A 22,756-nucleotide genomic window follows, 5' to 3' on the forward strand; every position below is an offset into this window, starting at 1 on the left:
AAATTACGATGGCACAACTTTCGTTACGGCATATCCAGAAGATTTACGACAACCAGGTGCATGTCGTTAAAGACTTTACTCTGGAAATTGAAGATAAGGAATTTATCGTTTTCGTCGGGCCGTCAGGCTGTGGTAAATCAACCACTCTGCGTATGATTGCCGGTCTGGAAGAGATTAGCGCGGGCGATCTGATGATCGACGGCGTGCGGATGAACGATGTCCCGGCCAAAGCGCGTAATATCGCGATGGTCTTTCAAAACTACGCCCTGTATCCGCACATGACCGTGTACGACAACATGGCGTTCGGTCTGAAGATGCAGAAAATCGATGCCAAAGTCATTGATGAACGCGTGAACTGGGCTGCCAACGTGCTGGGTCTGCGTGACTATCTGAAGCGTAAACCGGGCGCACTCTCCGGCGGACAGCGTCAACGCGTGGCGCTGGGCCGCGCGATTGTCCGCGAAGCGGGCGTGTTTTTGATGGATGAACCGCTGTCGAACCTGGATGCCAAACTGCGCGTTCAGATGCGGGCGGAGATCAGCAAACTGCATCAAAAACTGAATACCACCATGATCTACGTCACCCACGATCAAACCGAAGCCATGACCATGGCAACGAGAATTGTGATCCTGAAAGACGGTATCGTACAGCAGGTTGGGGCACCCAAAACGGTATATAACCAGCCAGCCAATATGTTTGTCGCCGGATTCATTGGTTCACCGGCGATGAATTTTATTCGCGGTGCAATTGACGGCAATATGTTTGTGACGGAAACGCTGAAATTAACCATTCCGGAAAATAAGTTGGCCGTGTTACAAAAGCAGGGATATGAACATAAAGCGGTGGTAATGGGGATTCGCCCGGAAGATATTCATCCTGACGAAACCCGGCAGGCCAATTGTATTGCGGCAAAAATCAGCGTCGCCGAATTAACCGGCGCTGAATTTATGCTCTATACCACCGTGGGGGGGCATGAGTTAGTGGTCCGTGCCGGAGCGATGAATGATTATCATGCCGGAGAAAAAATTAATATTCATTTTGATATGTCCAAGTGCCATTTTTTTGATACTGAAAGCGAAATAGCAATTCAGTAATTTAGCTGCGCCGGGAATAGTGCCCCGGCATTATCTCGATTGTACAAGGAATCTGGATTATGAGTACTCTACTTAAGGGCATCGCGCTGGCGATGTGCGCGGGTATAACCTGCGGGCAGGCGGCTGAAAATAATGACTGGCATTTTAATATTGGTGCCATGTACGAAAGTGAAAACGTCGAAGGTCAGGCTGATGATATGGACGGACTGGCGGAACCGTCTATTTATTTTAATGCGGCGAACGGACCGTGGCGAATTGCCGTGGCATATTATCAGGAAGGTCCGGTAGATTATAGCGCGGGGAAACGAGGAACCTGGTTTGACCGTCCTGAACTGGAAGTACACTATCAATTTCTGGAAAGCGATGATTTCAGTTTTGGTTTAACCGGGGGATTCCGTAATTACGGCTACCATTATGTAAATGAAGACGCGGATACTGCCAATATGCAGCGCTGGAAAGTCGCGCCGGACTGGGATGTGAAACTGTCGGACGATTTGCGCTTCAGCGGCTGGTTTGCGATGTATCAGTTCGTCAACGATCTGAGCACGACCGGCTATTCCGACAGCCGTGTGGAAACGGAAACGGGTCTGAATTATACCTTCAATGAAACCGTTGGCCTGACGGTAAACTATTATCTTGAACGTGGGTTTAATCTCGCCGGGAACCGCAATAACGGGGAGTTTTCCACGCAGGAGATCCGCGCCTACGTGCCGATTTCTCTCGGCAATACAACGCTGACGCCGTATACCCGGATTGGCCTGGATCGCTGGTCTAACTGGGACTGGAGAGACGATCCGGATCGCGAGGGGCATGACTTCAACCGTCTCGGCCTGCTTTATGCTTATGATTTCCAGAACGGCCTTTCAATGACCGTGGAATACGCTTACGAATGGGAAAATCATGATGAAGGGGAACGCGATCGCTTCCACTATGCAGGTGTTGGTGTGAACTATTCTTTCTGATAATTCCCGGCCCGGTAGCCAGCATCTGCCGGGCTGGTATTCAGGCCAGCGAGGCGGTAAGGGATATTTGCGTTTTCACCGTGATCGCCTGCGGACTGGCTTTGCCGGCGATCCGCTTAAACAGCACGTCGCAGCTTTGCTCCCCTAGTTCGCGGCTGGGGACATCAATCCCTCCTGGCGATGGTGTCAGTATGAATGAGAGCATTTCATTACTATAGCCCACTACCGCAAGCTGCTGGGGAATGCTTATATTCTTCTCCGCGGCGACGCGATATAAACTCATTATTTTAAAACTGTCGGTAGCAAATACAGCGTCAGGCAACTGCGGCTGGTTTAATAACGTTCGCGCCGCGTCAAGTGCACTCTCGTGGGTATATCCTGCATCGATGATCCATTGCGACCGCAGCGGGAAATGATGCTTTTCCAGACTGGTTTTATAGCCATTAAGACGGTCGATTGAAACGTGGTAATCAAGAGGCGCATGCAGGCAGGCAATATTTTTATGACCGCGCTGGATCAACGCATCGGTCAGGGCAATGCTATCGCGGAAATTATCGGTGTCGACAGAGCAAATGTGTTGATATTGCCCCTCAACTTTTCCAATCACGACCACCGGAACATGATAACTGTCCAGCCGGGCAAAAAAGGACTCATCAGCCGGGGAACTGAGCATAATAATGCCTTTGATCATTTTCTGCTTAATTTTACTTTCGCATTTCTGTAAATCGTCTTCAGAACTGTGCGAGGTCTGTAAAATAACGTCAAATCCTTCGTCTTCAGCCTTTGCCGTGATAGCGTGGAGCACCTCTGAAAAGAAAGGGTTGCCTGCCGTGGTTTTCGCTGAGCGGGTAGAAATAACCATTATCGCATCGAAACCCGAGGAGGTTAGCGCTCGTGCCAGTTTATTTGGCTGGTAGTTTAATTGTTCAATGGCTTGCAGAACTTTTTCCCGCGCTTCGGGTGAAATGTTGGTCTGCTTATTCAATACGCGGGAAACCGTCGATTTCGACACGCCGGATACGCGGGCAATATCATAAATAGTGGGTGACATACTTCCAGACTGCTCCGTCATAGCGTCTAAATTGTGACTATCTTACTGGAGATGGGTCTGATTACAATAACAGTGGTTGGATTAACAACAACCTGACCCCATTTTGTATACTCAGGCTACACCGCCTGGCAGCAGCGACAGACAGAAAGGGAAGGGAATGAAGCGACTTAAAAACGAATTAAACGCGCTAATGAATCGTGGTGTGGACCGGCACCTGCGTCTGGCGGTAACCGGCCTGAGCCGCAGCGGTAAAACGGCGTTCATTACCTCGATGGTCAATCAGCTTCTGAACCTCCATGCAGGGGCGCGGTTGCCGCTGCTGAGCGCCGCGCGTGAAGAGCGGCTGTTAGGCGTAAAGCGGGTACCGCAGCGCGACTTCGGCGTTCCCCGTTTTACCTATGATGAAGGACTGGCCCAGCTCTACGCCTTGCCGCCGACCTGGCCGACGGCGACCCGTGGGGTTAGCGAGATCAACCTGGCCCTGCGCTTTCGCTCAAACGATTCGCTGCTGCGTCACTTCAGAGAAACCTCAACGCTGTATCTGGAAATCGTTGATTATCCTGGAGAATGGCTGCTCGATCTGCCGATGCTGGCGCAGGATTATCTGAGCTGGTCCCGGCAGATGACCGGCTTACTACAGGGACAGCGTGCGGAGTGGTCGCTGAAATGGCGCGAGCTTTGTCAGGGTCTTGATCCGCTGGCCCCCGCCGATGAAAACCGGCTAGCGGAGATTGCCGCCGCCTGGACCGCGTATTTGCACCAGTGCAAAACCGAAGGGCTGCATTTTATCCAGCCCGGACGATTCGTGCTGCCCGGCGATATGGCAGGCGCCCCCGCGCTCCAGTTTTTCCCGTGGCCAAACGTTGATGAGACTGGCGAATCCGCTCTGGCGCAGGCAGGGCGACAGACTAACGCGGGCATGCTGCGCGAGCGGTTTAATTATTACTGTGAGAAGGTGGTTAAAGGCTTTTACAAAGAGTACTTCCTGCGCTTTGATCGGCAGATTGTGCTGGTGGATTGTCTGCAACCGCTCAATAGCGGCCCGCAGGCGTTTAACGATATGCGCCTGGCGCTGACGCAATTAATGCAGAGCTTTCATTACGGTCAGCGCACGCTGTTCCGCCGCCTTTTTTCGCCGGTGATTGATAAACTGCTGTTCGCCGCCACCAAAGCCGATCATGTGACTCTCGATCAGCACGCCAATATGGTGTCGCTGCTACAACAGCTGATTCAGGACGCCTGGCAGAACGCGGCCTTTGAAGGTATTGCGATGGACTGCCTTGGTCTCGCCTCGGTGCAGGCGACGCAAAGCGGGGTGATCGACGTAGAGGGTGAAAAAGTGCCTGCGCTACGGGGACATCGTCTTGATGACGGTACGCCGCTGACGGTCTATCCGGGTGAGGTTCCCGCCCGGCTGCCGGGCCAGGCGTTCTGGCAGCAGCAGGGGTTTCAATTTGGAGCGTTTCGCCCGCCGGTGCTGGACGTCGATAAGCCGTTACCGCACATCCGCATCGACGCGGCACTGGAATTTTTAATTGGGGATAAATTGCGATGACTGAACCACTCAAGCCGCGTATTGACTTTGCCGGCCCGCTGGAAGCCGAACGGGAAGAGTCGTTCAGGGCGTCCCGCCACTTTAACGATGTCGACTCACAAACGTTTGCTCCGGCAGTCGCGGACGATCCGCTCCTTGATGAAGGGCCAGCAGAAGCCGCCGTGACGGCGGTACTGCGTCCAAAACGCAGCCTGTGGCGTAAGATGGTGATGGCGGGTCTGGCGCTGTTTGGCGTCAGCGTGGTCGGGCAGGGCGTCCAGTGGGCGATGAACGCCTGGCACACCCAGGACTGGGTGGCGCTTGGGGGGTGTGCCGCCGGAGCGCTGATCGTCGGCGCGGGCGTTGGCTCAGTTGCAAGCGAATGGCGACGTTTGTGGCGGCTGCGCCAGCGGGCGCACGAGCGTGACGAAGCGCGTGAGTTACTTACCAGTCATGGAACCGGTAAAGGGCGCGCGTTTTGTGAAGCGCTGGCGCGCCAGGCGGGTATTGACCAGTCACATCCTGCCTTACAGCGCTGGTATGCTGCGATCCACGAAACGCAAAACGACCGGGAGATTGTCAGCTTATATGCCCATCTGGTGCAGCCGGTACTGGATGTGCAGGCGCGGCGTGAAATCAGCCGTTCGGCGGCTGAGTCTACTTTGATGATTGCCGTTAGCCCACTGGCGCTGGTGGATATGGCGTTTATTGCCTGGCGTAACCTGCGCCTTATCAATCGTATTGCTGCTCTGTACGGTATTGAACTGGGGTATTACAGTCGCCTGCGCCTGTTTCGCCTGGTGCTGCTGAACATGGCCTTTGCCGGTGCCAGTGAGCTGGTGCGGGAAGTGGGAATGGACTGGATGTCTCAGGATCTTGCCGCCCGGCTGTCAACCCGGGCCGCGCAGGGTATCGGCGCGGGATTACTCACCGCCCGGCTGGGTATTAAGGCCATGGAACTGTGCCGTCCATTACCGTGGATTGACGATGATAAGCCGCGTCTGGGCGATTTTCGCCGTCAACTTGTCGGTCAGCTGAAAGACACCCTCCAGCGCAACAAAACGCCGGGCGACCGCTCACAATAAGCACATAATTACGCTCCCACACGTCACTTTTCCACTAAGCTGTCAATATTTGTTGACAGCTATCTTCCCGATTGCCTGCGGGTAGCTTATTATTCTTATCATCGTTGACTGTTCAGGGAAAAATCCCATGCGTCTTGAAGTCTTTTGTGAAGATCGTCTCGGTCTGGCTCGCGAATTGCTCGATCTGCTGGTGTTGCGCGGTATCGATTTGCGCGGCATTGAGATCGACCCCGTTGGGCGTATTTATCTTAACTTTTCCGAACTGGAGTTCGACTCTTTCAGCCGTCTGATGGCGGAGATCCGCCGCATCGCCGGGGTGACCGATGTCCGCACCGTGCCGTGGATGCCCTCTGAGCGAGAACATCTGGCGCTTAGCGCGCTGCTCGAAGCCATGCCTGACCCGATGATGTCGCTGGATACCAAAAGCAAAATTGAGCTGGCTAACCCGGCCTGTTGTCAGCTGCTGGGGCAGAGTCAGGAGCGTTTGCGCAATCACAATATTGGTCAACTGATTGGCGATTTTAACTTCCTGCGCTGGCTGGAAAATAAGCCCACCGACTCTCATACCGAACATGTGGTGGTAAACGGGCAAAATTTCCTGCTGGAGATCACCCCGGTCTTCCTTGAAGGGGAAGATGCTCAGCCGCTGCTGACCGGCGCGGTGGTGATGCTACGCTCTACCGTGCGGATGGGCCGTCAGTTGCAAAATGTCAGCGCCCAGGATGTCAGCGCCTTCAGCCAGATTGTCGCTGTCAGCCCGAAAATGCGCCATGTGGTTGAGCAGGCGCGCAAACTGGCGATGCTGACGGCGCCTCTGCTGATTGTTGGCGACACCGGGACCGGGAAAGATCTGATTGCCCATGCCTGTCACCAGGCCAGCCCGCGCGCCGCGAAGCCTTATCTGGCGCTCAACTGCGCCTCAATCCCTGAAGATGCGGTGGAAAGCGAGTTGTTCGGCCACGCGCCGGAAGGCAAGAAAGGCTTTTTCGAGCAGGCTAACGGCGGCTCGGTCCTGCTGGATGAGATTGGCGAGATGTCGCCGCGAATGCAGGTAAAACTGCTGCGGTTTCTCAATGACGGCACCTTCCGCCGCGTCGGAGAGGATCATGAAATTCACGTCGATGTGCGGGTGATTTGCGCCACGCAAAAAAATCTTCAGGAACTGGTGCAGAAGGGGCTATTCCGCGAGGATTTGTACTACCGTCTGAATGTCCTGACCCTGAACCTGCCGCCGCTGCGTGAGAGAACGCAGGATATCATGCCGCTGACCGAGCTATTTGTCGCCCGCTTTGCCGATGAGCAGGGGCTTGCCCGGCCAAAACTTGCCGCCGATGTCAGCGCGGTTTTGACCCGCTATGCCTGGCCCGGTAACGTGCGCCAGTTAAAGAATGCTATTTATCGCGCGCTGACCCAGCTCGAAGGCTATGAACTGCGCTCGCAGGATATTCTGTTACCGACGACCGATGTCCAGCTTGAGTTGCCGGGGGAAGAGGCGATGGAAGGCACGCTTGACGATATTACCAGCCGCTTTGAGCGTTCTATTCTCATCCGGCTCTACCAGAGTTACCCGAGCACCCGCAAGCTGGCGAAACGCCTGGGCGTGTCGCATACCGCGATTGCCAATAAACTGCGTGAATATGGGCTGAGCCAGAAAAAAGGCGAAGAGTAAAAATTAAAGGCCCATAGTCGTTATGGGCCTTTTTTCATGAAACGCGACGCTTAGGCTTTCAGCGTTTCCAGCGCCGCCGCGTAGTCAGGCTCAGTGGTGATTTCATTTACCAGCTGGCTGAAGACGACTTTATCGCTTTCATCAATGACGACCACGGCACGGGCAGCAAGCCCTTTCAGCGCGCCTTCCTCAATGCCAACACCATAATCCTGCAAAAACTCAGGGTTACGCAGGGTGGAGAGGGTGACTACATTGCTGAGACCTTCGGCACCGCAGAAACGCGAATGAGCGAAGGGCAGATCCGCAGAAATACACAGCACTACGGTATTATTCACTTCGGTCGCAAGTTGGTTAAACTTACGCACAGAAGCGGCACACACGCCGGTATCAATACTTGGAAAAATGTTCAACACTTTGCGTTTACCCGCGTACTGAGCGAGCGTGACATCGGAGAGATCTTTTGCGACCAGTGTGAAAGGCTGAGCCGGAGTGCCAGCCGCAGGAATAGTACCGGAAACCGCGACCGGATTGCCCTGGAAATGCACGAGTTGTGACATGATTTTCTTCCTGTTTACATATAATTAACGCCGACGCTAGTGTATGACATCAGCCGTTAACACAGCAAACGCTTTTAGCGAGGATCAGTAATGAGAAGCCTGAGAGTTTATGAGGAAGCCTGGCCGCTACATACGCCGTTTGTTATCGCCCGAGGCAGCCGCAGTGAAGCGAAAGTGGTGGTGGTTGAAATTGAAGACGACGGTGTGAAAGGCGTCGGCGAATGTACACCGTATCCTCGCTACGGTGAAAGTATTGCCTCAGTCATGGCGCAGATCATGACGGTTCATGAACAGCTGGAAGCAGGCGCGACGACGCAGCAAATCCAGCACATGCTGCCCGCAGGCGCGGCGCGTAACGCCGTTGACTGTGCCTTATGGGATCTGGCCGCGCGCAAAGCGGGGCAAACCCTGGCCGGTTATCTCAACGTCGCACTGCCGCATCAGATTCTGACGGCGCAAACGGTGGTCATCGGTGCGCCGGAACAGATGGCCGCCAGCGCCTCAACGCTGTGGCAAAAGGGGGCGCGTCTGCTGAAAGTTAAAATGGACGATCACCTGATCAGCGAACGTATCGTGGCTATCCGCGCCGCCGTTCCTGAGGCGACGCTGATTGTCGATGCCAACGAATCCTGGAGTAGCGAAGGGTTAGCCTCACGCTGTCAACTGCTGGCGGATCTGGGCGTCGCGATGCTGGAACAGCCGCTTCCCGCCGGAGAGGATGAGTCGCTGGCAAACTTTATTCATCCGCTGCCGATTTGCGCCGATGAAAGTTGCCACACCCGCGACAGCCTGGACGGGCTGCGTGGTCGCTATGAGATGGTCAATATCAAACTGGATAAAACCGGCGGCCTGACTGAGGCGCTGGCGCTGGCACAGGACGCGCGCGAACAAGGATTTGGCCTGATGCTGGGCTGTATGTTGTGCACCTCGCGGGCAATAACGGCCGCGCTACCGTTGGTTAATCAGGTACGCTTTGCCGATCTGGACGGCCCCACCTGGCTTGCTGCCGACGTGGAGCCGTCATTGCATTTTACTACCGGTGAACTTCACCTCTGAGATTGCCAGCGAAGCAGATCGGTCATAGCTGATAAATATTTCTCGCTGGCTTCATCGCTGGAGATCGGCGGGAATTCAGCGGTAATACAGGGCAGGTTAATGTCTGCACACCAGCTACCAAACGATCCAGGGGTGTCGTAGCCCACGCTGCCCACCAGCGGAAGGGCAAACGCCTCCGCCAGCCATTCTCCGAGTGCCGAATGGCCCGGATCCTCAATGCAGGCCAGCGGATCGTGAAAGGAAACTACCCACGCAGGGTGGATCTGCTTGATCAGCTGGCAAAGCGCCCGGGTTTCCGGTTCTGAACCCGGCGCGTCGCCGGTCAACAACACCACATCGCGCTGCTGCGCTGCGCTGTTCCAGCGATAGACCGTTTCGCCTGCCTTCCAGTTTGCCGCCGGGAAATTGCGGTTGAGATCGACCCCGTTAGCGTTTGCCCGTAACCCGAGCTGGCAGCCATCCGGATTAACCGTCAATACCACATGATGACGCCGCAGTTCAGGGGCCAGAGTACGCAACGCGCAGGAGAGGGTGACAATAGATGCGTTTTCATCGCCATGGGTTCCGGCAATAATTAATCCGCTGTCGCGCTCGGCCAGCGGCGCAGGAAACCACAGTAGCGGTGCGCCAAGTAATGAGCGTCCATAGTGCAGGGTACCGGGCGGAAACGCACCGCGTTCGGTACGGGGGCGAGTTATTGTCATCGTTCACCTCAAACAATCCATTTGCTCTCACAGTATAGTAATTTGTGGCAACGTCAATTTCCTGACATAAGTCGTTTGCATTTCTATTAAGCAAAACAAATAATTAATTCAATCTGTTTTCAATTGCCGGGGAAGCTCATGAAGTATCCTGTTTCATTAACCTGCTGTGCGCTGTGTTTTAGTTCGCTTTCATTTTTTTCATTTGCTGCGGAGATCCCGCCTGGCACGGTGCTGGCTGAGAAACAGGAACTGGTGCGCCATATTAAAGATGAACCCGCGACGCTGGACCCGGCAAAAGCCGTTGGACTGCCGGAAATACAGGTTATCCGCGATCTGTTTGAAGGTCTGGTTAATCAAAATGAAAAAGGAGAGATTGTCCCTGGCGTCGCAAGTAAATGGCAGTCCAGTGATAATCGGGTCTGGACATTTACATTACGTGATAATGCCCGCTGGTCGGACGGGACGCCGGTAACGGCGCAGGATTTTGTTTACAGCTGGCAGCGGCTGGCCGATCCTAAAACGCTGTCTCCCTTTGCCTGGTTTGCCGCGCTGGCAGGAATTAATAACGCGCAGGCGATTATCGACGGCAAAATGACGCCAGATAAACTGGGCGTGAGCGCTGTCGATGCCCATACGTTCCGCGTTCAGCTGGATAAACCGCTTCCCTGGTTTGCAAGCCTTACCGCCAGCTTTGCGTTTTATCCGGTGCAAAAAGCCAATGCCGAAAGCGGCAAAGAGTGGACCCGCCCCGGTAAACTCATCGGTAACGGCGCGTATGTGTTAAAAGAGCGGGTGGTTAATGAGAAACTGGTGGTTGAGCCGAACAGCCACTACTGGGATAACGCCAATACCGTTCTCAGAAAAGTCACTTTTATGCCGATTAACCAGGAATCAGCGGCCACCAAACGCTATCTGGCTGGCGGCATTGATATTACCGAATCCTTCCCGAAAAACCTGTATCAGAAGTTGCTTAAGGATATTCCAGGTCAGGTTTATACGCCGCCGCAGCTTGGAACCTATTACTACGCTTTTAATACCGAGAAAGGACCGACTGCCGATGCGCGGGTTCGTCTGGCCCTGAGCATGACTATTGACCGTAGTCTGATCGCGGAGAAAGTGCTGGGTACCGGCGAAAAACCGGCATGGCATTTTACCCCAGACGTCACGGCAGGCTTCACGCCGCAAAAAACGCAGTTTGAACAGATGAGTCAGGCGGAACGTAATGCGCAGGCGAAAACGTTGCTTCAGGCGGCAGGTTACGGCCCGGATCGTCCGCTTAAGCTGACGCTGCTTTATAACACCTCTGAGAACCACCAGAAAATTGCGATTGCCGTGGCATCGATGTGGAAGAAAAACCTCGGCGTGGACGTTAAGCTGCAAAATCAGGAATGGAAAACCTATATTGATTCGCGTAATACCGGTAATTTTGACGTGATCCGCGCATCGTGGGTAGGGGATTACAACGAACCTTCCACCTTTTTGTCGCTGCTGACGTCAACGCACAGCGGAAATATCGCCCGCTTCAAAAAACCGGCGTACGATAAAATTATCAAGCAGGCGACGCTGGAAACGACGGCGGCGGCGAGAAATGCCGATTACAACGCCGCTGAGCATATTATCGCGGAGCAGGCCCCGATTGCACCTGTCTATCAGTACACCAATGGACGATTGATTAAACCGTGGCTGAAAGGCTATCCGATCAATAATCCGGAAGACGTCGCCTATAGCCGGACGATGTATATTATTAAGCACTGATCGGTACTGGTTTCTTGTTAACGCAGGGTAATCACGGATAAACCCGGAGCTGGCGCGGCTTATTGCGCCAGGTTTTCCTTCTGGCCAGCACGACCCGAAGCGTTGCCCCTACGGAAGCCGGTGAGAGAATTATTGCCTGCCTTGAACCGCGTATTGCCGATCTTGAGCAGGAGCTGGAATCGCTTGTTCAACTGAACGGCACCGCCTCCGGCAATATTCGTTTATCTGCCGGGGAGCATGCCGCGCGAAGTCTTGTATGGCCGAAGTTAAAACCCTTCCTCAGGGAATACCCGGAAATCAATCTCGAACTGGTGGTGGATAACGGCTTTGTCGATATTGTTGAGGGGCGTTTTGATGCCGGGATCCGGCTGGGTGAAAGCGTGGATAAGGACATGATTGCGGTAAGAATTGGCCCGGACATGAGAATGGCCGTAGTGGGGGCACCATCTTATTTCGCTGCAAACCCTGCGCCTGAAACGCCGCATGAGTTACAAAATCATCGGTGTATTAATATGCGCCTGCCGACTGTCGGTGGGCTTTACCACTGGGAATTTGAGAAGGAAGGGAAACCGTTAAGGGTCAGAGTGGAAGGGCAGGTCACGTTTAATCTGCAGGCGGAAAGGATTGATGCGGCGTTAGCCGGTTTTGGTATCGCCTGTATACCTGAGGACAGGGTGGAGGATTCTATAAAGTCAGGAGAGCTTATTCAGGTTCTGCAGGACTGGTGCCCCTCTTTTCCCGGATATTATCTTTACTACCCGAGCCGCAAGCAGCATCCGCCCGCGTTTGCATTGATGATCGATGCACTTCGCTACCAGGAATAGCGGGTCCGTAGACCCGTCCGGGTATTAACGGCCCACGCGAGCCTGATGTTCAGGAGAGTAACGTTCGCCGACGATTTCAATGGTTTCAAGCGCCTGGGTTATCTGGCGTAAACCATCCTGCGACAGAATGATGTCGGCGGCCCCCAGGTTTTCCTCCAGCCGGTGCAGTTTCGTGGTTCCAGGGATAGGCACAATCCACGGCTTTTGTGCCAGCAGCCATGCCAGCGCGATTTGTGCAGACGTCACGCCTTTTTCTGCCGCCAGTTCACCCAGCAATGAGACCAGCTTTGCATTGGCTTCAATCGCCTGCCCGGCGAAACGCGGCACGGTACTGCGGTAATCATCCTTGCCAAAAGTGGTTCCTGGCTTGATCGATCCCGTCAGGAAGCCTTTGCCTAATGGGCTGAAGGGCACAAAACCAATACCCAGTTCCTCCAGCAACGGCAGGATCTCTCGCTCAGGCTCGCGCCACCACATGGAGTATTCGCTTTGCAGGGCCGTGACAGGTTGTACGGCATGCGCACGACGAATGGTTTGCGCACCCGCTTCGGACAGCCCAAAATGTTTAACTTTGCCTTCAGCGATCAGGTCTTTTACCGTACCCGCAACATCTTCAATGGGTACATCCGGATCGACACGGTGTTGGTATAGCAGGTCAATGACATCAGTGTTAAGACGGCGTAATGATCCTTCCACCGCTTCACGGATATGCTCCGGACGGCTGTTTAAAATCTGCTGCTTGTTGTCGTCGCCAAAAGTAAAACCAAACTTGGTGGCGATGACCACGCGGTCACGAAATGGTTTTAAGGCTTCACCGACAACCTCTTCATTAAGGAAGGGACCATACACTTCAGCGGTATCGAAGAAGGTGACGCCACGTTCAACCGCTGCGCGAATGAGCTCGATAGCCTGTCGGGTATCGGTCGCCGGGCCGTAGCCGTGGCTTAAGCCCATGCAGCCGAGCCCAGGCGCGGAGACTTCGAGTCGGGATTGACCCAGATAACGTTTTTGCATTGAATGAATACCTCTTTTATCGCGACTTAAACATCCAGTTTGCGGCCGGCCAACCATTCAACTCTGGCAGGATCGCGGTGGGAGAAGAAAGCGCTGGTGGCGGTATCGATAGCGGCAATCTGCAGCATATCTTCAGCGCTGAGTTCAAAATCGAGAATATTGATGTTCTCTTTCATACGTTCTTTGCGCACCGATTTCGCCAGTGAAACGATGCCTCGCTGGAAGATCCAACGCAGCACAACCTGACCCACGCTTTTGCCGTACTGCTGACCAATCGCCGTTAACACGGGATGCTGGAACACGCCATTTTTACCCTCAGCAAACGGAGCCCAGGCTTCCGGCTGAATGCCACGGCTTTGATTCCATGGAACCGCATGCAGCTGCTGGTTGAAGGAATTCACTTCAATCTGGTTCACCGCAGGGGCGATTTTGTTGAAAGCGATAAGGTCGGCCAGTCGGTCAGGATGGAAGTTGCTGACGCCAATGGCGCGAATTTTGCCTGCCTGGTGCAGTTCTTCCATAGCACGCCATGCCCCATGGACATCGCCATAAGGCTGATGAATCAGGTACAGGTCAACGTAATCAAGCTGCAGCCGGTTCAGAGAACGTTCGAACTGGGCTTTAGCACCTTCATAGTTCGTATCCTGAAGCCAAAGTTTGGTTGTGACAAAAAGTTCGTTACGGGCGATACCGGTCTGTTTCAGTGCGTCCCCGACCTGGGTTTCATTCTGGTAAGACGCGGCGGTATCGATCAGGCGGTATCCCGTATCGATGGCATCAATAACCGCTCTTTCGCATTCGGCGGCATCCGTCATCTGGAAGACACCAAAGCCCAGCAGGGGCATTTCAATCCCGTTATTCAGTTTTACAGTTTGCATGACGTTATCCTTCAGCTGTTGTGTTGGAAAAGCATAACGCAAACTGATTTATTCGATTAGATGGGGTAATTAGCTAGGGTTTATTAGATGTGTTCATTAATTTAGAGGGGGAAGGAAGGTCGGCTTTGTGCCAGAAGCGGACCTCACTGACATCAAACTTTGTTAAGCTACGATGAGGAGTTCAGTATGTATAATGTTTTTACTCTCCCCATATGGAACCCTAACATGAATCGTTTGACCAAGATTGGTTTTATCAAGGTAGGATTCTGGCAGATTATAGACGGCAGCCTGAAGTACCATCTCGATGACAGATTCACAGATGTTAAGAACAACTTCTATGCATTTGTTTGTGATGGTGAGGTAAAGTACGTTGGTAAAACTACTCGTCTACTACGTAACAGGATGTACCATTATTCACTTCCAGGCCCTTCCCAATCTACGAATATAAAAAATAACGCTAACATCATTGAGATGCTATCTAATAATGTTGCCGTTGATATCTTAGTGCTTCCAGACTCAGGACTAATGCACTACGGGCAATTTCACTTGAACCTTGCTGCTGGTCTTGAGGATTCGATCATTAGTACCATTAGTCCTGAATGGAATGGAATTCAGAGGCCAGAACTGAAGAGTGAGGAAGTAATATCAACTGAATCTGAAATCATCACACATAGTAGTATTAAACAATTCATTTTCAACATGACAGATACATACTGGCGTCGAGGATTCTTCAATGTGCCGGTAATAAGTTCTCAAAAATTTGGTAAAGACGGTGAGAATATCAAGATTGTTCTTCGTGATGGTATGTCTTCTATCACTGCAATGATTAACCGAACTGCCAATCAGTCGGGTTCACCCCGCATTATTGGTGGCGTCGAGCTTAGACAGTATTTTCAACTCAATTACACAATTGGTGATGTTGCACCTTTTGAGGTAATCACACCAAACATGATGAAGCTAAAATAAAAGAGCATTTCTTTCTTCTTACGGTCATATCAACCTAAAAAGTTAGTTGAGTGTGACCTGTTCGCCGTCAATTAAATGCGCAGATATTACCAAAGCACATCCGGTAGTAGTAAACAGCGAAGGTCCGCTTCTCGCTCATAGCTGACCGTCATTTATCAGGAAAGATTAACTCTGATGCTTCTCGCGTGTTGAATAGCGAAGTTCATCAACTAGAAGGCTAAATGCTGGAGTGGGTTGTCGGTGGCCTGGATAGTAAAGATGATATCCAGAGTAAGGTTCACACCAATCCTCAAGTACGCGAACAAGAGCCCCGGATGCTATATAGGGTTCAAGCTGCCCTTCTGGTAGATAGGCTAGCCCTCGACCCTCAAGCGCCGCTTTCAGTATCATACTTCCCGTATTAAAAACCAGTTGACCATCAACTCGCACATTCAGCTCTCGCCCGTCCTTTTCAAACTCCCATGCATAGAGTCCTCCATGCCCGGAAAGGCGCAGGTTTATACAACAGTGTTCTGTCAATTCCTGTGGAGTAATGGGCACATGCCTGTTACTGAAATAATCTGGAGATCCCGCCACTGTCATCCGCATATCTGGCGCAATACGAACGGCAATCATGTCTTTGGCAATAGTTTCTCCGGGACGTACACCGGCATCAAAACGATCTCTTACGATGTCAGTCAGCCCATAATCTGTAAGAATTTCGACTTTAATATCGGGGTATTTTTTTACGAGACGCGACACTGCTGGCCAGAGTATTGACTCTGCTGCATATTCTGTTGCGGTAAGTCGTATTGTACCGGCTGGCTTATCACGTAATTCACTCAGCACCATTAACTGCCGCTGAATATCCTCTATCTGAGGTCCGACTGAAGCGATTAAACGTTCCCCTGCTTCAGTTGGGACAACTCTTCTGGTCGTTCGGTTAAGCAACCGGATCCCGAGTTGTGCTTCCAGAACACGAACAGTCTGACTGAGCGCTGACTGTGAAACACCCAGACGTTTTGCCGCTCGCGTGAAATTCTGTTCCTTAGCCACCACCATAAATGCAGCAAGGGCATTCAGATTATCATCAGCCATTTAGAGGTTCTCCTTATAATTTCAATCTCATTTTACCATCTAATCACTTAATGCGTCCTCAGATATACTTTCTTCGTTCACTAAATAACCATTCCTCCCGGCAAAAGGCGTTTTCATTTGCAGGGAATTTATGTAATCCGCTACGCCATTTAGCCGAAAGTAACCAGCGAGGTGAAATATGAAAGCGATTATTGCTGCTGCAGCCATATCCGTACTGGGGGCCGCCCAGGTTTCTGCCGAAGGCATTGAAATTCGCCGTAACGGGCAGACACCTTCTGTTGTCGGCAAGGCCGATAACTTCTCGGGTCATGCTGTTGTCAGCCCGTTATTCCCACCAAACGAGTCCACGCGTGCCAATCTGGGCCAGGTGGATTTCGCCCCGGGTGCGCGTACGGCCTGGCATACTCATCCTGCCGGACAGTTGCTGATCGTTACGGCCGGTAAAGGCTGGGTTCAGGAAGAAGGTAAGGCTCGTCAGGATATCGCCCCGGGTGACGTTGTCTGGATCCCTGCCACCGTACGCCACTGGCATGGCGCCACGGCGACGTCCCCCATGAGCCATCTGGCCATGACGTATATGGTGGACGGTAAAAACGTGGACTGGCAGGAGCTCGTCTCTGACAAACAGTATCAGTAATCCGGAGGTCAGATGAAAACTTCAACGGCAGTGGCACTGGCGCTTTCTCTGGGTTCGGGGGGCGCCATCGCCGAAACAGGAGCACAGAGGGGCCCGTTATCGGATAGCGATATACAGGTGGTCTCTCCTGCTCTCGGGCGTTATGCCAGCACCAGGCTGGCAGGAGAACTGTGGAAACGAAACGATCTGTCGCCACGCGATCGCAGCCTCGTTACCGTTGCCGCGGTCATTGCCCGGAACCAGACCGTACTTTTACCGGAGCAACTGGAGCTGGCGCTGAAAAACGGTGTCAAGCCGGCGGAGCTTTCTGAGACCATCACGCAGCTGGCGTTCTATGCTGGCTGGGGCAATGCCATTACGGCCGCAGCAGTTACGAAAGAGATATTCCTGCAAAAAGGAATTAACGCTGAACAGCTTCCTCGCGCGGAGGAGACGCTTCTGCCGATCGATGAAAAAGCAGAAGCAGAGCGCGCTGCCCGTGTGGAACAGAGTATCGGTAGCGCGGCGCCGGGGCTTGTCAGTGATACCACCGATGTGCTTTTCCAGGAATTGTGGCTTCGCCCTGGGCTTGCACCACGGGACAGAAGTCTGGTGACCGTGTCTGCCCTTATTGCAAACGGGCAGATACAGCAAATACCGCCGCACCTTAACCGGGCAATGGATAACGGCCTGACCCGGCAGCAGGCTTCAGGCGCACTGAGTCAGCTTGCGTATTATGCCGGGTGGCCTAATGCTTTCTCAGCAGCGCCGGTTTTCAAAACGGTGTTTGAGCAGCGTGAATCGAAATAACCATTCCTTACAGGAGGACAGTATGTCTCAGGGTATCGAAAACAAAATCATCGTCATCACCGGTGCCAGCAGCGGCCTGGGAGCAGAAACAGCCCGACACCTGTCGAAACTGGGCGCAAAGGTGGTCCTGGGCGCGCGCCGTATGGAGAAGCTTGAGCAACTTGCCGGCGAACTGGGGCTGGATGCCAGAGCCATACTCCGCACCGACGTGACGGACCGTACACAAGTCCAGTCCCTTGTTGACCGGGCGGTAGAGCTGCACGGCCGTATTGACGTCATCATCAATAACGCCGGCTTAATGCCGAGTTCCATGCTCGACAAGCTGAAGGTGGATGAATGGGACCGGATGATCGACGTGAATATTAAGGGCGTACTTTACGGTATTGCCGCCGCTCTGCCGTATATGAAAGCCCAGAAGTCCGGACAATTTATCAACGTGTCATCAGTAGCCGGACACAAAGTTGGGCCCGGCGGAGCTGTCTATGCCGGTACCAAATGGGCCGTACGGGCTATTTCAGAAGGCCTGCGTCAGGAAGTGAAGCCCTGGAATATCCGCACAACTATTGTTTCTCCCGGCGCGGTAGATACCGAACTGACTAAAACCATCACCGACGAAGATATAGCGAAAGGTATGTCGAAAACCTACGAGAATGCGATCCCGGCAGAGGCTTTTGCGCGGGTCGTTGCATTTGCCATCAGCCAGCCTGACGACGTGGATGTTAACGAAATACTTTTCCGGCCGACCGTACAGGTTTATTGAAACACAACCAGGCGGGTAGCTGACATCTGCCTTATTTCCGGATGGTTTATATCATCCGGATATAAAAAAAGCATTACCAGATAACGCATCTTTCAACACAGGAAATTCAAACCTGAATTTTTTGCGGGCTACTTCGCGCCCAAAAATCACATACGCGTATACGACATTCTGTTCATTAAAAGGTAAGGGGCTGCATTATATGCCTGTAAAACATTCGCAAAATAATTCCGGTGCCCGGGTTGTCGCAGCGCTGATGCCGGTAATGGCCGCGGTTCTGGTCGGTTTTATCATTATCGGCGTCGCGCTGCCCGTCCTGCCGTTGCATGTCAAAAATGACCTGGGCTTCGGGACGTTTATCGTGGGCCTGGTTGCCGGGGCACAGTTTGCGGCATCGCTGATTTCCCGGGTGTGGTCCGGAAGTTATTCAGACAAGCGCGGCGCCAAAAAGGGCGTGGTGGCCGGGCTCATCGCCGCGGCCGTTTCAGGGCTACTGTACCAGGTGTCGCTCTGGCTGGTCGGCATGCCGGTACTGTCAGTGGGTGTACTGCTTGCCGGGCGCGCGATCCTTGGTGGGGCAGAAAGCTTCATCATTACCGGCGCCGTGGCATGGGGTCTGGCCCTCGTGGATAAAGAGCACGCAGGTAAGGTTATCGCCTGGGTGGGCACCGCAATGTTTGCTGCTATGGCACTCGGCGGGCCGGTGGGCACTATGTTGTTTGAAGCCTTCGGCTTTGAGGCGATCGCACTGCTGACGTTTCTGCTTCCTTTACTGGTACTGGCGTATCTTGCTCGCATGCCCGCAGTTGCGCCCCATCCACATGCCGCGCAGGCAACCTTTGGCTCGGTCATGCACGCGGTCTGGTTACCCGGACTGGGCGCCGCGCTTGCCAGCACGGGCTACTGTACCATCCTGGCCTTCAGCTCACTGTATTACAGCGCCATGAACTGGCAGCCCGTCTGGATGGCATTCACTGCCTTTGGCGTTGCGCTGATTGCTGCCCGGACCGTTGCTGGCCATCTGCCAGATCGCTTTGGTGGCGCGCGTATTGCGCTGATTTTTGTGCTCGTACAGGCCGCCGGGCTGTTCCTGATATGGCTTGCCGGTACGTCCCTGATTGCGACGACAGGTGCTGCCTTAGCCGGTTTTGGCTACTCACTGGTTTACCCGGGCCTCGGTATTGAAGCCATCAGTGGTTCAACACCCCAGAACCGCGGCATGGTGATGGGCATCTACACAGCATTTCTTGACGTGGCGATGGCGATCGGCAGTCCTGCGCTCGGCTGGATAGGAAGCCACCTGGGACTGAACGCGATATTCCTGGCCGGCGCGCTGGCAGTGCTGTCCACCGCTGTGGTGGCGTTCCTGCTGTTAAAACGCCCGGGCCAGAGAAAACAAAATTCGGCCTGAATAGGTCCTGCTGTCCGGAGATTTATTGTTCTCCGGATTTTTCACTCCGTTTGTCTTAACACCTTTATTTAATTCAGGAGGTAATATGAAATTGCATTCAAAAGGGAAATTAAAAACCCTGGCCGCGCTGGCGATACTTAGCGTCGCTCTGGGTATGGGGGCAAACACAGCTGTCGCGGCGGATATGTCCCACGGTGCGGATAATTTCTATAAAAGCGATAAGGTGAAGACTGAAACCGTTAAATTCAAAAATATTTACGGTATGGAAGTTACCGGCACGTTATTTACTCCACGCAATATGGAAGCCGGTAAAAAATATGACGCCCTTATTGTCGGCCATCCTTTTGCTGCAGTAAGACAGCAGGCTGCTAACCTCTACGCAACCAAAATGGCGGAAGCCGGTTTTGTTGCGCTGTCCTTCGACCAGTCTTTCTGGGGTGAGAGTGCGGGTACGCCGCGTGGGGCCGTGCTGCCTGATGTCTATGCAGAAAACTTCAGCGCTGCCGTTGATTTCCTCGGAACCCGTACGTTTGTAGACCGTGAAAAAATTGGTGTAATCGGCATCTGTGGTAGTGGCGGCTTTGCCATCGCCGCGACAAAAATGGATCCCCGCATCAAGGCGCTCGCCACCGTCAGCATGTACGACATGGGTGAATATTTCCGTACCGGTCTGAACCATGAGCGGACCGTGGAGATGAGAAACAAGGACCTGGCGATTGCCGCAGAACAACGCTACAAAACCGCTGAAACCGGCCAACCCGTTTATGGTCCGGGCCAAAACGATCCGGTGTTCATCGAAGGTAAAGAGTCTAATGACTTTTATCAGACGGAGCGCGGTAAGGTGGCATCCAACGATCGCCGGTCAACGCCGTCGACCTATGCGAAGTTCATGAACTTCCATCCGTTTATCGATATCGAGTCCATTTCACCGCGACCAATACTCTTTGTCGTGGGTGATGCTGCACCATCCCGCACCTATACCGATACAGCTTACAAAATGGCCGCAGAGCCGAAAGAGCTCGTGGAGATTAAGGGGGCTAACCGTATCGACCTGTATGACCGCACTGAACTCATCCCGTGGGACAAGCTGGTCTCATTCTTTAACACCAATTTGAAATCAGATAAATAATGTTTCTGAACGGCACTATTGCAGTGCCGTTATTCCTGAAAATATAAAAACAACGGAGAGTTTTATGTTCAAACCAGTCATGCTTGCTCTAGCCTCCCTGACGGCGGTGTCATTTTCATCTTTGGGGGCTGAGGCCGAAGGTATCCGGGTCAAGATCACCGCAGGTGACCAGGTGATGACGGCAACGTTTTATGACAATGCCACCACCCGGGCGCTGGTCTCTCGCTTTCCGCTGACGCTGCCCATGGAAGATCTTTACGGACGCGAAATGTGCTACCGGTTCCCGGATGCCCTGCCTGCAAACGAAGCGCAGACCAGCGGTTATGAAGTGGGCGATGTTGTTTACTGGGCTCCCCGCCACAGTTTCGTGATCATGTACGAACAGAACAATGAACGGATAGGTAACCTTCAGAAAGTGGGTCGTATCCACTCTGGAGTTGGGATTTTCAGGCATACGGGTAATATTGATGTGACATTTGAGATGGCACATTGATTGCAATTCAATTTCGATAATTTGATGCAGTAACATTATTTGTCTTCATTGAGCATAACTTAGGTGTCCGGGTCAGCGTCCGCTTTTCGCTCAAAGCAGACCTTGGAATTGAAAGCAGAGGGACTACCTGACACAATTTTGTACAGTGAAGAGTCGGTCGTTGTTAACGTTCAGATTTTCAATGTATCAATGACCATCCGCAGGGCGGGGGAGACGTTGCGATGAGGGTAATAGAGAAACAATCCTTTCATTCGCAGGCTGTAACGCTGTAATACCCTGATAAGCTTACCGTGTTCTAAATCATCGTCGACCAGTTCAACAGGGACATAGGCTAACCCGAGGCCCAGCCGGGCGGCTTCTGCTTCCATATAGCTGTCGGATAGAGCCCATTGCCCTTCAGGCCGGTGGGTAATTTTTTTATCATCCTGATTGAGTTCCCACTGGTATACGCTGCCGTCGGCAAACTGATAGGCGATACAGGGATGTGCCTTTAAATCAGTCGGGGTTTGCGGAAAACCATAGCGACGAAAATGTTCCGGAGTCCCCACCATCGCCATCTCCATATCCGGCGTAATGCGTACTGCGACCATGCCCTGGCCGACTTCAGGCCCCAGACGGACGCCGGCATCGAATCTTTCCTCGATGATATCGACGAACCGGCTCTCATTCATCAGTTCAAGCCTGATATCAGGATAGCGCTGTTTAAATACCGCCAGCTTTGGCAGCAGGCATTTATCAATCGCGTGCTGGCTGGCATTGATACGTACCGTACCGGAGGGCGTCTCTCGATAGTGCGCCAGCGTGGCAAGCCCAAGATCTAACGTATCAAATCCAGATGCCGTCTTCTGGTAGAGCTGCTCGCCTGCTTGCGTCAGCGATAGTTTACGCGTGGTGCGCACCAGCAGCTGGACGCCCAGCCTTTCTTCAAGCTCGCGAACAGAACGGCTGACTCCTGACTGAGCAAGCCCCAGCCGCTGAGCCGCTGCGGTAAAGCTGCCTTCCCGCACCACCTGCATAAACAGGTACAGCTCGTTGTAGTTCTCCCTTTTCGCCATTGAAAAATCCCCCCGGAATGACAGCAAATTCAGTATTAATTTATAACAATATGATATCAATCTTAGCAGTAATCGCCCCCTAATCAGCACTAATTCTGCTTACTATAATGACCCCATCAAAGCAAAGCACCGCAGCGTTGTCCGTCGGAAACCTGTATCTCTCTGTTGTTTTTTATGGGGATTTTTATGAAAGCCTTCACCCGAACGCTAAAAACCGCGATGCCGGCCATGCTGTTATTCGCATCATTAAGTGGAGTCA

General features: G+C 53.0%; 21 protein-coding genes and 1 pseudogene. 15 read left to right on the top strand and 7 right to left on the bottom strand.

The features are described from left to right. The first annotated feature begins 8 nt into the window (after positions 1-8). Together P0H77_RS10275 and P0H77_RS10280 are read left to right on the top strand one after the other, a co-directional pair. Complete coding sequence (locus P0H77_RS10275) at positions 9-1,094, top strand: ABC transporter ATP-binding protein (protein WP_276164796.1); 1,086 nt, start codon at positions 9-11, stop codon at positions 1,092-1,094. 59 nt (positions 1,095-1,153) lie between these two features. Continuing rightward, positions 1,154-2,056 carry an OmpG family monomeric porin gene (locus tag P0H77_RS10280; protein ID WP_276164797.1) on the top strand — a complete coding sequence of 301 codons (903 nt, stop codon included), beginning with the start codon at positions 1,154-1,156 and terminating at the stop codon, positions 2,054-2,056. A gap of 40 nt (positions 2,057-2,096) precedes the next feature. On the opposite strand, the gene P0H77_RS10285 is transcribed toward P0H77_RS10280, so the two are convergent. Beyond that, positions 2,097-3,107 (bottom strand): LacI family DNA-binding transcriptional regulator, encoded by a 1,011-nt coding sequence (locus tag P0H77_RS10285; protein WP_276164798.1) that lies wholly within the window; start codon positions 3,105-3,107, stop codon positions 2,097-2,099. Between the two features lie 157 nt (positions 3,108-3,264). Between P0H77_RS10285 and P0H77_RS10290 the strand changes: the two genes are divergently transcribed. The 3 genes from P0H77_RS10290 (at position 3,265) to tyrR (ending at position 7,395) form a co-directional block, all read left to right on the top strand. Continuing rightward, positions 3,265-4,662: a YcjX family protein gene (locus P0H77_RS10290; RefSeq protein ID WP_276164799.1), complete on the top strand. Its 1,398-nt coding sequence runs from the start codon at positions 3,265-3,267 to the stop codon at positions 4,660-4,662. Next, complete coding sequence (locus P0H77_RS10295; protein WP_276164800.1) at positions 4,659-5,726, top strand: YcjF family protein; 1,068 nt, start codon at positions 4,659-4,661, stop codon at positions 5,724-5,726. The genes P0H77_RS10290 and P0H77_RS10295 overlap by 4 nt, the downstream gene beginning before the upstream one ends. Before the next feature lie 127 nt (positions 5,727-5,853). Next, on the top strand, positions 5,854-7,395 hold the full coding sequence (gene tyrR / locus P0H77_RS10300) for a transcriptional regulator TyrR (RefSeq protein WP_276164801.1): 1,542 nt from the start codon (positions 5,854-5,856) through the stop codon (positions 7,393-7,395). Between the two features lie 50 nt (positions 7,396-7,445). Here tyrR and tpx read toward each other — a convergent pair whose 3' ends face one another. Beyond that, positions 7,446-7,952 (bottom strand): thiol peroxidase, encoded by a 507-nt coding sequence (tpx, locus tag P0H77_RS10305; protein WP_276164802.1) that lies wholly within the window; start codon positions 7,950-7,952, stop codon positions 7,446-7,448. A 90-nt stretch (positions 7,953-8,042) separates the two neighbouring features. On the opposite strand from tpx, the gene ycjG reads away from it, so the two are divergent. After that, a complete protein-coding gene (gene ycjG, locus P0H77_RS10310) occupies positions 8,043-9,008 on the top strand; it encodes an L-Ala-D/L-Glu epimerase (RefSeq protein ID WP_276164803.1) in 966 nt (321 codons plus the stop codon). On the opposite strand, the gene mpaA is transcribed toward ycjG, so the two are convergent. Next, a complete protein-coding gene (gene mpaA, locus P0H77_RS10315; protein ID WP_276164804.1) occupies positions 8,999-9,712 on the bottom strand; it encodes a murein tripeptide amidase MpaA in 714 nt (237 codons plus the stop codon). The genes ycjG and mpaA overlap by 10 nt on opposite strands. A gap of 138 nt (positions 9,713-9,850) precedes the next feature. Between mpaA and P0H77_RS10320 the strand changes: the two genes are divergently transcribed. Next, a complete protein-coding gene (locus P0H77_RS10320; protein WP_276164805.1) occupies positions 9,851-11,467 on the top strand; it encodes a peptide ABC transporter substrate-binding protein in 1,617 nt (538 codons plus the stop codon). 89 nt (positions 11,468-11,556) lie between these two features. Further along, positions 11,557-12,291 (top strand): annotated as a pseudogene (locus tag P0H77_RS10325) (LysR substrate-binding domain-containing protein); the annotation flags it as partial. Between the two features lie 24 nt (positions 12,292-12,315). Here P0H77_RS10325 and P0H77_RS10330 read toward each other — a convergent pair. Beyond that, positions 12,316-13,305, bottom strand: a complete 990-nt coding sequence (locus tag P0H77_RS10330) for an aldo/keto reductase (protein ID WP_276164806.1) — start codon at positions 13,303-13,305, stop codon at positions 12,316-12,318. Between the two features lie 26 nt (positions 13,306-13,331). Beyond that, positions 13,332-14,183 carry an aldo/keto reductase gene (locus tag P0H77_RS10335; RefSeq protein WP_276164807.1) on the bottom strand — a complete coding sequence of 284 codons (852 nt, stop codon included), beginning with the start codon at positions 14,181-14,183 and terminating at the stop codon, positions 13,332-13,334. 225 nt (positions 14,184-14,408) lie between these two features. On the opposite strand from P0H77_RS10335, the gene P0H77_RS10340 reads away from it, so the two are divergent. Further along, positions 14,409-15,149, top strand: a complete 741-nt coding sequence (locus P0H77_RS10340; RefSeq protein WP_276164808.1) for a GIY-YIG nuclease family protein — start codon at positions 14,409-14,411, stop codon at positions 15,147-15,149. Between the two features lie 165 nt (positions 15,150-15,314). Here the strand turns inward: P0H77_RS10340 and P0H77_RS10345 are convergent, their stop codons facing one another. Beyond that, entirely contained in the window at positions 15,315-16,226 is a 912-nt protein-coding gene (locus tag P0H77_RS10345; RefSeq protein ID WP_276164809.1) for a LysR family transcriptional regulator, read from the bottom strand. 178 nt (positions 16,227-16,404) lie between these two features. On the opposite strand from P0H77_RS10345, the gene P0H77_RS10350 reads away from it, so the two are divergent. The 6 genes from P0H77_RS10350 to P0H77_RS10375 all read left to right on the top strand — a co-directional run bounded on the left by P0H77_RS10350 (position 16,405) and on the right by P0H77_RS10375 (position 21,442). Continuing rightward, positions 16,405-16,863 (top strand): cupin domain-containing protein, encoded by a 459-nt coding sequence (locus P0H77_RS10350; protein WP_276164810.1) that lies wholly within the window; start codon positions 16,405-16,407, stop codon positions 16,861-16,863. A 12-nt stretch (positions 16,864-16,875) separates the two neighbouring features. Continuing rightward, the gene (locus P0H77_RS10355) at positions 16,876-17,652 is read left to right on the top strand and encodes a carboxymuconolactone decarboxylase family protein (protein WP_276164811.1); all 777 of its coding nucleotides are present in this window, start codon (positions 16,876-16,878) and stop codon (positions 17,650-17,652) included. 22 nt (positions 17,653-17,674) lie between these two features. Then, positions 17,675-18,412 (top strand): SDR family oxidoreductase, encoded by a 738-nt coding sequence (locus P0H77_RS10360; RefSeq protein ID WP_004110842.1) that lies wholly within the window; start codon positions 17,675-17,677, stop codon positions 18,410-18,412. Between the two features lie 199 nt (positions 18,413-18,611). Continuing rightward, entirely contained in the window at positions 18,612-19,820 is a 1,209-nt protein-coding gene (locus P0H77_RS10365; protein WP_276164812.1) for an MFS transporter, read from the top strand. 85 nt (positions 19,821-19,905) lie between these two features. Further along, on the top strand, positions 19,906-20,949 hold the full coding sequence (locus P0H77_RS10370) for an alpha/beta hydrolase (RefSeq protein ID WP_276165097.1): 1,044 nt from the start codon (positions 19,906-19,908) through the stop codon (positions 20,947-20,949). Between the two features lie 64 nt (positions 20,950-21,013). Then, the gene (locus tag P0H77_RS10375) at positions 21,014-21,442 is read left to right on the top strand and encodes a cyclophilin-like fold protein (protein ID WP_276164813.1); all 429 of its coding nucleotides are present in this window, start codon (positions 21,014-21,016) and stop codon (positions 21,440-21,442) included. A 170-nt stretch (positions 21,443-21,612) separates the two neighbouring features. Here P0H77_RS10375 and P0H77_RS10380 read toward each other — a convergent pair whose 3' ends face one another. After that, a complete protein-coding gene (locus tag P0H77_RS10380) occupies positions 21,613-22,497 on the bottom strand; it encodes a LysR family transcriptional regulator (protein ID WP_276164814.1) in 885 nt (294 codons plus the stop codon). Positions 22,498-22,756 lie beyond the last annotated feature (259 nt).

This window comes from Superficieibacter sp. HKU1 (assembly GCF_029319185.1).
Lineage (GTDB): Bacteria > Pseudomonadota > Gammaproteobacteria > Enterobacterales > Enterobacteriaceae > Superficieibacter.